The following is a 12,530-nucleotide window of genomic DNA, read 5'->3' on the forward strand; positions in this document are numbered from 1 at the left end:
TAAGCACCGATATGGATCAAAGCATCCGCATCAGGCTCAAGGCCTTTGATCACCGCGTCCTCGATTTCTCGACGCGCGAGATCGTTAATACCGCCAAGCGCACCGGCGCGACCGTTCGCGGTCCGATTCCGCTGCCGACCCTGATCGAGAAGTTCACCGTGAACCGCTCGCCGCACGTCGATAAGAAGTCGCGTGAGCAGTTTGAAATCCGCACGCACAAACGCGTGCTCGACATCATCGACCCCACCCCGCAGACCGTGGACGCGCTCATGAAGCTCGACCTGTCCGCCGGTGTGGACGTCGAGATCAAGATTTAAAGTAGAAAGAGGCGGGATCCGATGCGCACGGGCGTGATCGCCAAGAAGCTGGGCATGACCCGCGTGTTCGCCGATGACGGCGCGCACGTACCGGTCACTGTGCTGCAGCTCGACGGCTGCCAGGTCGTCGGCCAACGTACCCAGGAGCGTGACGGTTACGTCGCTCTCCAGCTGGGCGCTGGCACGAAGAAGGCTAAGAACACCAACAAGGCTCAACGCGAGACCTTCGCCAAGGCGGAAGTCGAGCCCAGGGCTTATGTCACTGAGTTCCGCGTCGATGCGGACGGTCTGCTGGACGTGGGTGCCGAACTGTCGGCCGAACACTTCCTGGTGGGCCAGAAGGTCGACATCCAGGGTGAAACCATCGGTAAGGGTTTCGCCGGCGCCATGAAGCGCTGGAACTTCGGCGGTCTGCGCGCCACCCACGGCGTTTCGGTCTCGCACCGTTCGCATGGTTCGACGGGTAACCGTCAGGACCCGGGCCGCACCTTCCCTGGCAAGAAGATGGCCGGTCACTACGGGACCGAAACCGTCACCACCCAGAACCTGACCGTCGTCCGCGTGGACGCCGAGCGTGGCCTGATCCTGATCAAGGGCGCTGTCCCCGGTCATGACGGCGGCTACGTCAAGGTTCGCGACGCCATCAAGAAGGCTCGCCCGGCTGACGCTCCGTTCCCCGGTGCGCTGAAGTCGAGCAAGTCTGCTGCTCAACCCGCCTCGACCCCGGCTGAAGAAGCCCCCGTCGAAGCGACCGAAGGCGGTGAAGCGTAATGAAACTCTCTGTCATCCAACTCGACGGCAAGGCCGCTGGCGACGTGGAACTGTCGGACGCCGTCTTCGGCATCTCTGACATCCGCGGCGACATCCTGGCCCGCACCGTCAACTGGCAACTGGCCAAGCGCCGCGCCGGTACGCACAAGGTTCAAACCCGCAACGAGAATTCTCGTACGGGCAAGAAGATGTACAAGCAAAAGGGCACCGGCGGCGCTCGTCACGGTTCGCGCCGTGCGCCGCAGTTCGTCGGCGGTTCGCGCGCCTTTGGTCCGATCGTTCGCGACCACGGCTTCTCGCTGCCGAAGAAGATCCGCGCGCTCGCTCTGCGTCACGCCCTGTCCTCCAAGGTGAAGTCGGGCGACCTGATCGTCGTCGACACCGTCTCGGTCAAGGAAGCCAAGACCGCCTCGCTGCGCGAGACGCTCGGCAAGCTGGGCTGGACCAAGGCTCTCATCATTGCGGGTCCGGAAGTCGACACGAACTTCGGCCTGGCCGCACGCAACATCCCGCACATCGACGTGCTGCCGAACGCCGGCCTGAACGTTTATGACATCCTGCGGGCTGACAAGCTGGTGCTGACCAAGGCCGCTATCGAGGCGATCGAAGCCCGCTTCAGCGATAAGGAAGCCGCGTAATGGCCGCTCAACCTACCGCCAAACACTACGACACGATCCTCTCGCCGATCATCACCGAGAAGGCGACGATCCTGTCCGAGCAGAACAAGGTCGTCTTCCGCGTCGCCGACACGTCGACCAAGGACGAGATCGCAGCTGCGGTCGAAAGCCTGTTCAAAGTCAACGTCCTGAAGGTCAACACCCTGGTTCAAAAGGGCAAGACCAAGCGTTTCCGGGGTATCCTGGGCCGTCGCGTGGACATCAAAAAAGCAATCGTGACCCTGGCTGACGGCCAGTCGATCGACGTGACCACGGGGCTCTGATCAGATGGCCTTGAAACATTACAATCCGACCTCGCCGGGCCGTCGCGCCCTCGTGCTGGTCGACCGTTCGGAGCTCCACAAGGGCCGTCCGGAAAAGTCGCTGACCGAAGGCCTGACCAAGTCGGGCGGACGCGGGCAGGGCGGTCGCATCGCGGTCCGCTTCCGTGGCGGCGGCGCCAAGACCCTGTACCGCAAGATCGACTTCAAGCGTCGCAAGTGGGACATGGTCGGCACGGTCGAGCGTCTGGAATACGATCCGAACCGCACGGCCTTCATCGCCCTCGTGACCTACGAAGACGGCGAGAAGACCTACATCATCGCGCCGCAACGCCTTAAGGCCGGCGACGTGGTGATCGCGGGCGAAAAGACCGACGTGAAGCCGGGCAACGCCATGCCGCTTCGTTCGATGCCGGTGGGTACGATCATCCACAACATCGAGATGAAGCCGGGCAAGGGCGCTCAGCTGGCCCGTTCGGCCGGCGCCTATGCCCAGCTGGTGGGTCGCGATCAGGGTTACGCCCAGATCCGCCTCGGCTCTGGCGAGCTTCGCATGGTTCTGGACGGCTGCATGGCCACGGTGGGCGCGGTTTCGAACCCCGACCACATGAACCAGAACCTCGGCAAGGCCGGTCGCAAGCGTCACATGGGCTTCCGCCCGCACGTCCGCGGCGTCGCCATGAACCCGATCGACCACCCGCACGGTGGTGGTGAAGGCCGGACCTCTGGTGGTCGCACCCCCGTCACGCCGTGGGGTAAGGACACCAAGGGCACCCGTACCCGCAAGAACAAGGCTACGGACAAGTACATCATCCGTACCCGCCACGTTAAGAAGGCTCGCTAAGAATGGCCCGCTCCTCCTGGAAAGGCCCGTTTGTCGACGGGTATCTGCTCAAGAAGGCCGACGCCGTTCAAACGTCGGGCCGCAAGGACGTGATCAAGACCTGGTCGCGCCGCTCCACCATCCTGCCGCAGTTCGTCGGTCTGACGTTCGGCGTCCATAACGGTCAGAAGCATGTGCCCGTGTCGGTCTCGGAAGAGATGGTCGGCATGAAGCTCGGCGAGTTCGCTCCGACCCGGAACTTCCCGGGTCACGCGGCGGACAAGAAGGCCAAAAGGAAGTAACTGATGGCCCAGACAAAAAATGAGCGTCGGGTCGCCCCGACCGAGGCCCGCGCCAAGCTGGTCAACGTACGCATCAGCCCGCAAAAGCTGGGCCTGGTCGCCGCATCGATCCGCGGCATGCCGGTCCAGAAGGCGCTGAACGAGCTGGAATTCAGCCGTAAGCGTATCGCGACCGACGTCCGCAAGGTCCTGTATTCGGCGATCTCGAACGCCGAGAACAACCACAACCTCGACATCGACAACCTGATCGTTTCCGAGGCCTATGTGGGCAAGAACCTGGTGATGAAGCGTTTCGCGAGCCGTGCTCGTGGCCGTTCGTCGCGCATCCTGAAACCGTTCAGCGAGATCACTATCGTGGTCCGTGAAGCCGGCGAGGCCGCCTGATGGGTCAGAAAATCAATCCGATCGGTCTGCGCCTCGGCGTGAACCGTACGTGGGACAGCCGTTGGTTCGCCGCCGGCGCCGACTATTCCCGCCTGCTGCACCAGGACCTGAAGCTGCGCGAGTGGCTGCGGGAACGTCTGGCCGCCGCTGGCGTGTCGCGCATCATCATCGAGCGCCCTCACAAGAAGTGCCGGATCACCATCTACGCCGCCCGTCCGGGTGTCGTGATCGGTAAGAAGGGCGCTGACATCGAGAAGCTCCGCAAGGACATCTCGGCGCGCACCGAAGGTGAAGTTCACCTGAACATCATCGAAGTCCGCAAGCCGGAAACCGATGCTCAGCTGATCGCCGAGAACATCGCGCAGCAGCTGGAACGTCGTGTTGCATTCCGCCGCGCAATGAAGCGGTCGATGCAGTCGGCGATGCGTTTGGGCGCGAAGGGCATTCGGATGAATGTCTCGGGTCGTCTGGGCGGCGCTGAAATCGCGCGGATGGAATGGTATCGCGAAGGTCGCGTGCCGCTTCACACCCTGCGGGCCGACATCGACTATGGCTTCTACGAAGCCAAGACGACCTACGGCATCATCGGCGTGAAGGTCTGGGTGTTTAAGGGTGAAGTGCTCGAGCACGATCCGATGGCCCAGGACAAGCGTTGGGCCCAGGAAGCGTCGGGTCCGTCCTCGAACGAAGGCCGCGAACGCGGCGGCCCCCGTGGCGACCGCGGTCCGCGTCGCGACCGGGGACGTGAGAACTAAGTCATGTTGCAACCGAAGAAGACCAAGTACCGCAAGGCCTTCAAGGGCCGCATCCACGGCTCGGCCAAGGGTGGCTTCTCGCTGAACTTCGGGTCGTACGGCCTGAAGACGCTGGAGCCGGAACGCATCACGGCGCGTCAGATCGAAGCGGCTCGCCGCGCGATCACCCGCCAGATGAAGCGCCAGGGCCGCGTCTGGATCCGCGTCTTCCCCGACCTGCCCGTCACGGGCAAGCCGGCCGAAGTCCGGATGGGTAAGGGCAAGGGCGCCGTGGACCACTGGGCCGCGCGTTGCCACCCGGGCCGCATCCTGTTTGAAATCGACGGTGTCACGGACGAAGTCGCCCGTGAAGCCCTCCGTCTCGGCGCCGCCAAGCTGCCGGTCCGCACCAAGGTCGTGACCCGCATCGACGCCGGCATCGCCCATGTCGAGGTAGCCGCCTAATGACCAAGATCGCCGATCTGCGGTCGCAAACGACCGACCAACTGTCCGACGAGCTGCTGAAGCTCAAGAAGGAACAGTTCAACCTGCGCTTCCAGGCGGCCACCGGCCAAATGGAAAAGACTCACCGCGTTGGTGAAGTCCGCAAAGACATCGCTCGCATCTCGACGCTTCTGCGCGAGAAGCGTGCGGCCTCGTAAGGAAACGAATATGCCCAAGCGAATTCTTGAAGGCGTGGTCGTGTCCGACAAGGGCGACAAGACCGTCGTCGTGAAGGTGGAGCGCACGCTGCTTCACCCGGTTCTGAAGAAGATCGTTCGTCTTTCGAAGAAATATCACGCCCACGACGAAGCCAACGCGCTCAAAGTCGGCGACATCGCTCGCATCGTCGAGTGCGCCCCGAAGTCCAAGTTGAAGCGTTGGGAAGTCCTTTCCAACGCCTCCGCCTCGTAATCAGAAGGATCTGATCTTATGATCCAGATGCAAACTAACCTGGAAGTGGCCGATAATTCGGGCGCCCGCCGGGTCATGTGCATCAAGGTGTTGGGCGGCTCCAAGCGCCGCTACGCCTCGATCGGCGACACAATCGTCGCCTCCGTGAAGGAAGCCATCCCGCGCGGCCGTGTGAAGAAGGGCGACGTTGTTCGCGCCATCGTCGTGCGCACCGCCAAGGACATCCAACGCAAGGACGGCTCGGTCATTCGTTTTGACAAGTCGGCCGCCGTCATCGTCAACAAGCAGAACGAGCCTGTCGGCACGCGGATCTTCGGCCCGGTTCCCCGCGAACTGCGCGCCAAGAACCACATGAAGATCATCTCGCTGGCTCCGGAGGTCCTGTAACATGGCCGCCAAGATCAAGAAGGGCGACCGCGTCGTCGTCCTCACCGGCAAGGACAAGGGCCGCACGGGCAACGTGCTGAAGGTCCTGCCCACCGAAAACCGCGTCCTGGTTGAAGGCGTCAACATGGTTCAGCGCCACACGCGCCCGAGCCAGGCTGACCCGCAGGGCGGCATCAAGAACAAGGAAGCCTCGCTTCACCTGTCGAACGTCGCGATCGCCGACGCCAACGGCAAGGCGACCCGCGTCGGCTTCAAGATCGATGGGGACACCAAGGTCCGCATCGCCAAGACGACGGGAGACGTCATCTGATGGCTACCGAGAAGTACACTCCGCGCCTCAAGGGCGAGTACCAGGCGCGCATCCGCCAGGTGCTGAAGGAAAAGTTCGGCTACACGAACGAAATGCAGGTGCCCAAGCTGGACAAGATCGTCCTGAACATGGGTATCGGCGAAGCCGTCGCGGACTCCAAGAAGGCGAACGCCGCCCTCAAGGATCTGACGGCCATCGCCGGTCAGAAGGCCGTCGCCACCAAGGCCCGTAACTCCATCGCCGGCTTCAAGCTGCGTGAAGGCATGGTCATCGGCGGCAAGGTCACCCTGCGCGGCGACCAGATGTACGAGTTCCTGGACCGGTTCATCACGATCGCGCTGCCGCGCGTGAAGGATTTCCGTGGTCTGAAGGGCACGTCGTTTGACGGTCGCGGCAACTACGCCACCGGTCTGAAGGAACACATCGTGTTCCCGGAAATCAACTACGACCAGATCGACCAGATGTGGGGCATGGACATTGTCGTCTGCACCACGGCCAAGACCGATGAGGAAGCCAAGGCTCTCCTCACCGAGTTCAAGTTCCCGTTCGTGAAGAACTGAGCGGGAAGGGAAGAGAACAATGGCTAAGAAGAGCGCCGTAAACCGCAACGAAGCCGTCAAGGCCCTGGTTGCGAAGTATGCCGCGAAGCGGGCCGCCCTGAAGGCGACCGCCAACGATGAAAACCTGCCGCTTGAGGAGCGTTTCGACGCGCGCCTGAAGCTGGCTGAACTGCCGCGCAACTCCGCGCCGAGCCGTATTCGCAACCGTTGCGAAGTGACGGGTCGTCCGCGGGCGTTCTATCGCAAGCTCAAGATGAGCCGGATTGCGCTGCGTGAACTCGGCAACCAGGGCCAGATCCCTGGCCTGACGAAGTCCAGCTGGTAAGGGGAGCGAACAGACATGATGATCAACGATCCCCTGAGCGACATGATCGCTCGCATCAAGAACGCGGCGACCCGCAAGCGTTCCAAGGTGCTGACCCCGGCCTCGCGTCTGCGCCAGCGCGTCCTCGACGTGCTGCAAGACGAAGGCTACATCCGCGGCTACAACCTGGTTCAGAACCCGGGTGAGTTTCCGCAGTTCGAGATCGAGCTGAAGTACTTCGACGGTCAGCCCGTCATCGCCGAGATCGCTCGCGTGTCCAAGCCGGGCCGCCGCGTCTATTCGGCGATCGGCGATCTGAAGCCGGTCAAGAACGGCCTCGGCATCTCGATCCTTTCGACTTCGAAGGGCGTCATGTCGGACGCCGCCGCTCGCGACGCCAATGTCGGCGGCGAAGTCCTCTGCAGGGTCTACTGATATGTCCCGTATTGGCAAGAAAACCATCGCTGTGCCGAAGGGCGTGACTGTCACGCTCGACGGTCAGACCGTCTCCGTGAAGGGCCCCAAGGGCGAAAGCTCTTGGACCGTCGCCGAGGAAATCGAAGTCACGCACGAAGGCGACGAGCTGTCGCTGGGCCTGCGCACGGACACGCAACGCGGTCGCGCGATGTGGGGCCTGTCGCGCACCCTGGTCGACAACATGGTCACCGGCGTCACCACCGGCTTCGAGAAGTCGCTTGAGCTGGTCGGCGTGGGTTACCGCGCCGCGATGAAGGGCGACGCCCTGTCGCTGCAGCTCGGCTTCTCGCACGAAGTCGATATCGTTCCGCCCGCCGGCGTCAGCTTTGTTGTTCCGAAGCAAACCGAGATCAAGATCTTGGGTTCGGACAAGCAGGCCGTCGGTCAGATCGCCTCGGTCATCCGCAAGCTGCGTCCGCCTGAGCCTTACAAGGGCAAGGGCGTCCGTTACGCGGGCGAAAAGGTCCGTCGCAAGGAAGGCAAGAAGAAGTAAGTCATGGCTCTTTCTCTTCGACAACAAGCCAAGCGCCGCTCGGAGCGCACCCGTCGCCGCCTGAAGGCCGTCGCCAACGGCCGTCTGCGCCTGTCGGTGTACCGTTCGGACAAGAACATCTCGGCCCAGATCATCGACGACGCCCAAGGCGTGACCGTCGCGTCGGCCTCGTCGCTGGAAGGCGGCAAGGGCAAGCGCGGTTCGGACACGGCTGCGGCCGCCGCGATCGGCAAGCTGATCGCCGAACGCGCCATCGAGAAGGGCGTCAAGGACGTCGTCTTCGACCGTGGCGAGTACATCTATCACGGCCGGGTCAAGGCGCTGGCGGAAGCCGCGCGCGAAGCCGGCCTGAACTTCTAAGGGACGCGAAGCATGGCGCATCAACCCCAGCGCGGCGGCGGCGGCAACGATCGCAATCGTCGTGACAACCGCAACGGTCCCGCTGTCGATGGTCCGGATTCCGACATCGTCGAGAAGCTGGTCCACATCAACCGCGTCGCCGCCACCGTCAAAGGCGGTCGTCGGTTCTCGTTCGCAGCCCTGATGGTCGTCGGCGACGGCAAGGGCCGCGTCGGTTTCGGTCACGGCAAGGCGCGCGAAGTGCCGGAAGCCATCCGCAAGGCGACCGAAGAAGCCAAGAAGACCATGATCCGCGTTCCGCTGCGCGAGAACCGCACCCTGCACCACGACGGCAACGGCCGTTGGGGCGCCGGCAAGATCATGATGCGCGCCGCCCCTCCCGGGACCGGCGTCATCGCGGGCGGTCCGATGCGCGCCGTGCTCGAAACCCTCGGCGTCCAGGACGTCGTGGGCAAGTCGACCGGCTCGTCGAACCCCTACAACATGATCCGCGCGACGTTCGAAGCGCTGAAGGTCCAGTCCTCGCCCCGTCAAGTCGCGTCCAAGCGCGGCAAGAAGGTCGCGGATCTGATGGGCCGTCGCAACGACGGCGCCTCGGCGCCCGAAGCTGTGGAGTCCTAATCATGGCTGAGCAAAAGACCGTCACCGTCAAGCAGACCGGCTCGCCGATCCGCCGCAAGAACGACCAGCGCGCCACCCTGGTGGGCCTGGGTCTGAACCGCCTGGGTCGCGAGTCGACCCTGGAAGACACCCCCTCGGTTCGTGGGATGATCGCCAAGGTCGCCCACCTGACCGAGATCGTCGAAAAGTAAGACCGGCGGCCGCCTCGGCGGCTGTCAAAAGTGAAAAGCGTTAGTGAGCGAGGAGTGAGCGAGGGCTTGCTTCTCGCTCACTTTTTGCTCACTAGCACTCCTCACGAAATTCAACCGCCGAGTCCGGACGATGTCCGGGCGCTAGCACCCGAAAGGATCAGGCATATGAAACTGAACGAAATCCGCGACAACGAAGGCGCGCACAAGAAGCGCATGCGTGTCGGCCGTGGCCCCGGTTCGGGCAAGGGCAAGACCGCTGGCCGTGGCGTCAAGGGTCAGAAGTCGCGTTCGGGCGTCGCCATCGGCGGCTTCGAAGGCGGCCAAATGCCGCTGTACATGCGTATGCCTAAGCGTGGCTTCAACAACGCCAACGCTCTGAAGCTGGCCGAAGTGAACCTGTGGCGCCTGCAAGACGCCATCGACGACGGCAAGCTGGACGCCAAGTCGGAACTGAAGGGCGACGCCCTGGTCGCCGCCGGCGTGATCCGTCGCGTCAAGGACGGCGTGCGTCTGCTGGGCACGGGTGAGCTGAAGCAAGCCCTGAACCTGGTCGTCTGGTCGGCCTCCTCGGGCGCCATCAAGGCCATCGAAGCCGCTGGCGGTTCGGTCGTGCAAGAACGCATCGCCGCTGAAGCCAAGGCCGCCGCCCGCATCGAGAAGCGCAACCTGGCCAAGGGCAAGGTTCCGCCCGCCAAGCCGCGTCTGGGCGACGAAAACAAGATCTCGGCCCGCACCAAGCGCGCCGCCGCCAAGGCCTAAGCAACGCGTCGTCGCGGCTGAACTAGGCCGTGGCCTGATTACACCTGCGACGACGAAACAACGGAAGCGGCCCTCGCATGAGGGCCGCTTTCCGCCTATCTGACGACTCAGTCAGTCGTGGGGACGCATAATGGCTTCGGCCGCAGAACAACTCGCCGCCAATATGAACATGGGCTCGTTCGCGAAAGCGACCGAGCTGCACAAGCGCCTGCTGTTCACGCTGGGCGCCTTGCTGGTTTATCGCATCGGGACTTACGTTCCGATCCCGGGCATCAATTCGCAGGCCTTCCTGCAATTCTTCCAAGACCCCTCGGGTCAGCGCGGCATCCTGGACATGTTCAACATGTTCTCGGGCGGCGCGGTCGAGCGGATGGCCATCTTCGCGCTGAACGTCGCGCCCTATATCTCGGCGTCGATCATCGTGCAGCTGATGGGCACCGTGTATCCGCCCTGGGAGAAGCTGAAGAAGGAAGGCGGCGAAAGCGGCCGCAAGCAGCTGAACCAGTACACCCGCTATCTGACGGTGTTCCTGGCCCTGGCCCAGTCGCTGGGCATCGCGGCGGGCCTGAACGCCCAGCCGGGTCTGGTCGACAATCCGGGGATCTTCTTCCTGGTCTCGACCGTCGTGACCCTGACGGGCGGCACCATGTTCCTGATGTGGCTGGGTGAGCAGGTGACGGCGCGCGGCGTCGGCAACGGCATCTCGCTGATCATCTTCGCCGGCATCGTGGCGGTTCTGCCGTCCACCATCGCCCGGATGCTGGGCCTGGCCCAGCAGGGTCAGATGTCGGCCTTCGCCCTGTTCTTCATCGCCGTTCTGGCGGTCGTGACCGTGGTCTTCATCGTCTTCATGGAACGGGCCCAGCGTCGTCTGCTGATCCAGTATCCGAAGCGCCAGGAAGGCAACCGCATGGCCGGGGGCGAGCGTTCGTTCCTGCCGCTGAAGGTCAACACCGCCGGGGTCATCCCGCCGATCTTCGCCTCGTCGCTGCTTATGCTGCCGACCACGGTGGCCAGCCTGACGGCCAATGCCGATCTGCCCGGCTATATGAGCTGGCTGCCGCTGGTGACGGCGCAGCTGACGCACGGCCAGCCGTTGTTCATGGCCCTGTACGCGGCCCTGATCATCTTCTTCTGCTTCTTCTACACCTCGATCACCTTCAACCCGGAGGACACGGCCGAGAACCTGCGCAAGTACGGCGGCTTCCTGCCGGGCATCCGTCCGGGCAAGCGCACGGCCGAGTATCTGGACTATGTCCTGACCCGTCTGACGGTGATCGGCGCGGCCTATATCACCGCCGTCTGCCTGCTGCCCGAGTTCATGGTCGCCCAGATGGGCAACAGCCTGTACTTCGGCGGAACGTCTATCTTGATCGTGGTGTCGGTGACGATGGACACTGTGGCCCAGATCCAGTCCCAACTGCTGGCGCACCAGTACGAGGGCCTGATCAAGAAGGCCAAGCTGCGCGGTCGCGGCGGTCGTGGCGCGGCCACGCCCGTTCGTCGCTAAGTCCAAGAACAAAGCCTAAGGGGAGGGCCTAAGCGTGAACTTGATCCTGTTCGGACCGCCGGCGGCGGGCAAGGGGACACAGGCCAAGCGGCTGGTCGAAGAGAAGGGCATGGTCCAGCTCTCGACCGGCGACATGCTGCGGGCCGCCATCGCCTCGGGCTCGGAACTGGGGCTCAAGGTCAAGGACGTGCTGGCGCGCGGCGATCTGGTGACGGACGAGATCGTCATCGCCCTGATCGAGGACCGCCTGACCGAGGCCGAGGCCGCCGGCGGCGCCATCTTCGACGGCTTCCCCCGCACCGTGGCCCAGGCCGAGGCCCTGGACGCCATGCTGGCCAAGCGCGGCGTCCAGATCGACGCCGTGGTGCGGCTGAAGGTCGATGATTCCGCCCTGCTGGAGCGGATCGCGAAACGCTATGCCGAACAGGGCCGCCCCGACGACAATCCCGAGACCTTCGTGGTGCGTCTGGAGGCCTACAATCGCAACACCGCCCCGCTGCTTCCCTATTACGAAGCCCAGGGCAAGCTGACCGAGGCGGACGGCATGGGCTCGATCGAGTCCGTGGCCAAGGCGATCGACGAAGCCCTGGCGTGACCAAACCGGACGTCGGGCGTTAGACGACCGATGCCAGACGCTGAGACCCCTCATGACCGAAGGCGCGCCCGCAAACGCTGGCGCGCCTTCGCCGTTTTCGTCGGGGTGGCGGGGGCCGAGCTGGGCCTGGCGCTTCTGCTGGGCCAGGTGAAGGGCAGGGCGCCCGAGATCGCGGGTGCGCAGCCGCATCCCGTCGACGTCCTGCTGTATGCCCCCCCGCCGCCGATCTCGCTTGAGCCGCCTGCGCCGGAGACCGGGGGCGCGCCCCGGCCGCGCCGTCCCGCATTCACACGCCCCCGCCGCCGAAACAGGAGCGTCCGCGCGAACTGCCGGCGCCGCCTCGGCCCGCGCCCGACCCGGCCCCGGTCGTCGGAATCGCGCCCGCGCCTTCGCCGGCGCCCGGTTTCGGCCAGGGCGGGCAGGGGAGCGGCAGCGGCTCTGGCGTCGGCTCGGGCTCAGGCCCGGGAAGCGGCGCGGCCGGTCCGCGCCTGCTCACCAGCCCGACCCTGGCCCAGATCCGCGCCAATCACCCGCGCGAGGCCCGCAGCCGCTATGGACGGGTCGAGCTGTCTTGCCGCATTCGCCTGGACAGCCGGCTGGAGGCCTGTCGCGTGGTCAGCGAAAGCCCCGCCGGCTTCGGCTTCGGCGCGGGCGGGCTGGCGGTGTCGAGCTATTTCCGATTCCAGCCCGCGACTGAGAACGGCCGTCCCGTCGAGGGGCAGCCGGTGACGGTCGGCATTGACTTCGGCATTCCGCCTCGGCGTTGAACGGCCTTCGTTG

At 64.3% G+C, this 12,530-nt stretch carries 23 protein-coding genes and 1 pseudogene; all 24 read left to right on the top strand.

Annotated elements, in window-relative coordinates; translation table 11 throughout:
• The first annotated feature begins 11 nt into the window (after positions 1-11).
• Complete coding sequence (rpsJ, locus tag OU998_RS06685) at positions 12-317, top strand: 30S ribosomal protein S10 (protein ID WP_105563630.1); 306 nt, start codon at positions 12-14, stop codon at positions 315-317.
• Between the two features lie 21 nt (positions 318-338).
• Entirely contained in the window at positions 339-1,088 is a 750-nt protein-coding gene (rplC, locus tag OU998_RS06690; protein WP_267516088.1) for a 50S ribosomal protein L3, read from the top strand.
• Positions 1,088-1,726, top strand: coding sequence for a 50S ribosomal protein L4 (gene rplD / locus OU998_RS06695; protein WP_267516091.1), 639 nt, complete (start codon positions 1,088-1,090; stop codon positions 1,724-1,726). Before rplC ends, rplD begins: the two co-directional genes overlap by 1 nt.
• Positions 1,726-2,028 carry a 50S ribosomal protein L23 gene (locus OU998_RS06700; RefSeq protein WP_135195322.1) on the top strand — a complete coding sequence of 101 codons (303 nt, stop codon included), beginning with the start codon at positions 1,726-1,728 and terminating at the stop codon, positions 2,026-2,028. Before rplD ends, OU998_RS06700 begins: the two co-directional genes overlap by 1 nt.
• A 4-nt stretch (positions 2,029-2,032) precedes the next feature.
• Positions 2,033-2,869: a 50S ribosomal protein L2 gene (gene rplB, locus OU998_RS06705; protein WP_267516094.1), complete on the top strand. Its 837-nt coding sequence runs from the start codon at positions 2,033-2,035 to the stop codon at positions 2,867-2,869.
• 2 nt (positions 2,870-2,871) lie between these two features.
• Positions 2,872-3,150: a 30S ribosomal protein S19 gene (gene rpsS, locus OU998_RS06710; RefSeq protein WP_008262211.1), complete on the top strand. Its 279-nt coding sequence runs from the start codon at positions 2,872-2,874 to the stop codon at positions 3,148-3,150.
• 3 nt (positions 3,151-3,153) lie between these two features.
• On the top strand, positions 3,154-3,534 hold the full coding sequence (gene rplV / locus OU998_RS06715; protein ID WP_267516099.1) for a 50S ribosomal protein L22: 381 nt from the start codon (positions 3,154-3,156) through the stop codon (positions 3,532-3,534).
• Positions 3,534-4,289, top strand: coding sequence for a 30S ribosomal protein S3 (gene rpsC, locus OU998_RS06720; protein ID WP_183194940.1), 756 nt, complete (start codon positions 3,534-3,536; stop codon positions 4,287-4,289). The genes rplV and rpsC overlap by 1 nt, the downstream gene beginning before the upstream one ends.
• A gap of 3 nt (positions 4,290-4,292) precedes the next feature.
• Positions 4,293-4,733, top strand: coding sequence for a 50S ribosomal protein L16 (rplP, locus tag OU998_RS06725; RefSeq protein WP_267516103.1), 441 nt, complete (start codon positions 4,293-4,295; stop codon positions 4,731-4,733).
• Positions 4,733-4,930, top strand: a complete 198-nt coding sequence (gene rpmC / locus OU998_RS06730) for a 50S ribosomal protein L29 (RefSeq protein WP_008263673.1) — start codon at positions 4,733-4,735, stop codon at positions 4,928-4,930. The genes rplP and rpmC overlap by 1 nt, the downstream gene beginning before the upstream one ends.
• Before the next feature lie 10 nt (positions 4,931-4,940).
• A complete protein-coding gene (rpsQ, locus tag OU998_RS06735; RefSeq protein ID WP_267516110.1) occupies positions 4,941-5,183 on the top strand; it encodes a 30S ribosomal protein S17 in 243 nt (80 codons plus the stop codon).
• A gap of 18 nt (positions 5,184-5,201) precedes the next feature.
• Positions 5,202-5,570, top strand: a complete 369-nt coding sequence (gene rplN, locus OU998_RS06740; protein WP_003164378.1) for a 50S ribosomal protein L14 — start codon at positions 5,202-5,204, stop codon at positions 5,568-5,570.
• Between the two features lies 1 nt (position 5,571).
• Positions 5,572-5,880, top strand: coding sequence for a 50S ribosomal protein L24 (gene rplX / locus OU998_RS06745; RefSeq protein WP_008263379.1), 309 nt, complete (start codon positions 5,572-5,574; stop codon positions 5,878-5,880).
• On the top strand, positions 5,880-6,440 hold the full coding sequence (rplE, locus tag OU998_RS06750; RefSeq protein WP_154726240.1) for a 50S ribosomal protein L5: 561 nt from the start codon (positions 5,880-5,882) through the stop codon (positions 6,438-6,440). The genes rplX and rplE overlap by 1 nt, the downstream gene beginning before the upstream one ends.
• 19 nt (positions 6,441-6,459) lie before the next feature.
• Positions 6,460-6,765: a 30S ribosomal protein S14 gene (rpsN, locus tag OU998_RS06755; protein WP_135195330.1), complete on the top strand. Its 306-nt coding sequence runs from the start codon at positions 6,460-6,462 to the stop codon at positions 6,763-6,765.
• A gap of 15 nt (positions 6,766-6,780) precedes the next feature.
• Positions 6,781-7,179: a 30S ribosomal protein S8 gene (gene rpsH, locus OU998_RS06760; RefSeq protein WP_054765468.1), complete on the top strand. Its 399-nt coding sequence runs from the start codon at positions 6,781-6,783 to the stop codon at positions 7,177-7,179.
• A gap of 1 nt (position 7,180) precedes the next feature.
• On the top strand, positions 7,181-7,714 hold the full coding sequence (gene rplF / locus OU998_RS06765; RefSeq protein ID WP_267516134.1) for a 50S ribosomal protein L6: 534 nt from the start codon (positions 7,181-7,183) through the stop codon (positions 7,712-7,714).
• A gap of 3 nt (positions 7,715-7,717) precedes the next feature.
• Complete coding sequence (gene rplR / locus OU998_RS06770; protein ID WP_154726238.1) at positions 7,718-8,074, top strand: 50S ribosomal protein L18; 357 nt, start codon at positions 7,718-7,720, stop codon at positions 8,072-8,074.
• 12 nt (positions 8,075-8,086) lie between these two features.
• Positions 8,087-8,695, top strand: coding sequence for a 30S ribosomal protein S5 (gene rpsE, locus OU998_RS06775; RefSeq protein ID WP_008262674.1), 609 nt, complete (start codon positions 8,087-8,089; stop codon positions 8,693-8,695).
• A 2-nt stretch (positions 8,696-8,697) separates the two neighbouring features.
• Positions 8,698-8,886: a 50S ribosomal protein L30 gene (gene rpmD, locus OU998_RS06780; protein ID WP_183194946.1), complete on the top strand. Its 189-nt coding sequence runs from the start codon at positions 8,698-8,700 to the stop codon at positions 8,884-8,886.
• Between the two features lie 165 nt (positions 8,887-9,051).
• A pseudogene (gene rplO, locus OU998_RS06785) lies at positions 9,052-9,513 on the top strand (50S ribosomal protein L15); the annotation flags it as partial.
• Positions 9,514-9,775: 262 nt separating this feature from the next.
• Positions 9,776-11,155, top strand: coding sequence for a preprotein translocase subunit SecY (gene secY, locus OU998_RS06790; RefSeq protein ID WP_267516140.1), 1,380 nt, complete (start codon positions 9,776-9,778; stop codon positions 11,153-11,155).
• Positions 11,156-11,189: 34 nt separating this feature from the next.
• Positions 11,190-11,750: an adenylate kinase gene (locus tag OU998_RS06795; protein WP_267516141.1), complete on the top strand. Its 561-nt coding sequence runs from the start codon at positions 11,190-11,192 to the stop codon at positions 11,748-11,750.
• A 611-nt stretch (positions 11,751-12,361) separates the two neighbouring features.
• A complete protein-coding gene (locus tag OU998_RS06800) occupies positions 12,362-12,517 on the top strand; it encodes a hypothetical protein (RefSeq protein WP_267516142.1) in 156 nt (51 codons plus the stop codon).
• Positions 12,518-12,530 lie beyond the last annotated feature (13 nt).

It is taken from the genome of Brevundimonas sp. SL130 (genome assembly GCF_026625805.1).
GTDB lineage: Bacteria > Pseudomonadota > Alphaproteobacteria > Caulobacterales > Caulobacteraceae > Brevundimonas.

Excerpts from the sequence above, each read along its gene's own strand:
- rpmC (WP_008263673.1), top strand. The coding sequence starts at position 4,733 with ATGACCAAGATCGCCGATCTGCGGTCGCAAACGACCGACCAACTGTCC.
- rpsQ (WP_267516110.1), top strand. The coding sequence starts at position 4,941 with ATGCCCAAGCGAATTCTTGAAGGCGTGGTCGTGTCCGACAAGGGCGAC.
- rplE (WP_154726240.1), top strand. The coding sequence starts at position 5,880 with ATGGCTACCGAGAAGTACACTCCGCGCCTCAAGGGCGAGTACCAGGCG.
- rpmD (WP_183194946.1), top strand. The coding sequence starts at position 8,698 with ATGGCTGAGCAAAAGACCGTCACCGTCAAGCAGACCGGCTCGCCGATC.
- rplB (WP_267516094.1), top strand. The coding sequence starts at position 2,033 with ATGGCCTTGAAACATTACAATCCGACCTCGCCGGGCCGTCGCGCCCTC.
- rplV (WP_267516099.1), top strand. The coding sequence starts at position 3,154 with ATGGCCCAGACAAAAAATGAGCGTCGGGTCGCCCCGACCGAGGCCCGC.
- rpsJ (WP_105563630.1), top strand. The coding sequence starts at position 12 with ATGGATCAAAGCATCCGCATCAGGCTCAAGGCCTTTGATCACCGCGTC.
- rpsC (WP_183194940.1), top strand. The coding sequence starts at position 3,534 with ATGGGTCAGAAAATCAATCCGATCGGTCTGCGCCTCGGCGTGAACCGT.
- rpsH (WP_054765468.1), top strand. The coding sequence starts at position 6,781 with ATGATGATCAACGATCCCCTGAGCGACATGATCGCTCGCATCAAGAAC.
- OU998_RS06700 (WP_135195322.1), top strand. The coding sequence starts at position 1,726 with ATGGCCGCTCAACCTACCGCCAAACACTACGACACGATCCTCTCGCCG.
- secY (WP_267516140.1), top strand. The coding sequence starts at position 9,776 with ATGGCTTCGGCCGCAGAACAACTCGCCGCCAATATGAACATGGGCTCG.
- rplX (WP_008263379.1), top strand. The coding sequence starts at position 5,572 with ATGGCCGCCAAGATCAAGAAGGGCGACCGCGTCGTCGTCCTCACCGGC.
- rplR (WP_154726238.1), top strand. The coding sequence starts at position 7,718 with ATGGCTCTTTCTCTTCGACAACAAGCCAAGCGCCGCTCGGAGCGCACC.
- rplC (WP_267516088.1), top strand. The coding sequence starts at position 339 with ATGCGCACGGGCGTGATCGCCAAGAAGCTGGGCATGACCCGCGTGTTC.
- rplD (WP_267516091.1), top strand. The coding sequence starts at position 1,088 with ATGAAACTCTCTGTCATCCAACTCGACGGCAAGGCCGCTGGCGACGTG.
- rpsN (WP_135195330.1), top strand. The coding sequence starts at position 6,460 with ATGGCTAAGAAGAGCGCCGTAAACCGCAACGAAGCCGTCAAGGCCCTG.
- rpsE (WP_008262674.1), top strand. The coding sequence starts at position 8,087 with ATGGCGCATCAACCCCAGCGCGGCGGCGGCGGCAACGATCGCAATCGT.
- rplF (WP_267516134.1), top strand. The coding sequence starts at position 7,181 with ATGTCCCGTATTGGCAAGAAAACCATCGCTGTGCCGAAGGGCGTGACT.
- rplP (WP_267516103.1), top strand. The coding sequence starts at position 4,293 with ATGTTGCAACCGAAGAAGACCAAGTACCGCAAGGCCTTCAAGGGCCGC.
- rplN (WP_003164378.1), top strand. The coding sequence starts at position 5,202 with ATGATCCAGATGCAAACTAACCTGGAAGTGGCCGATAATTCGGGCGCC.
- rpsS (WP_008262211.1), top strand. The coding sequence starts at position 2,872 with ATGGCCCGCTCCTCCTGGAAAGGCCCGTTTGTCGACGGGTATCTGCTC.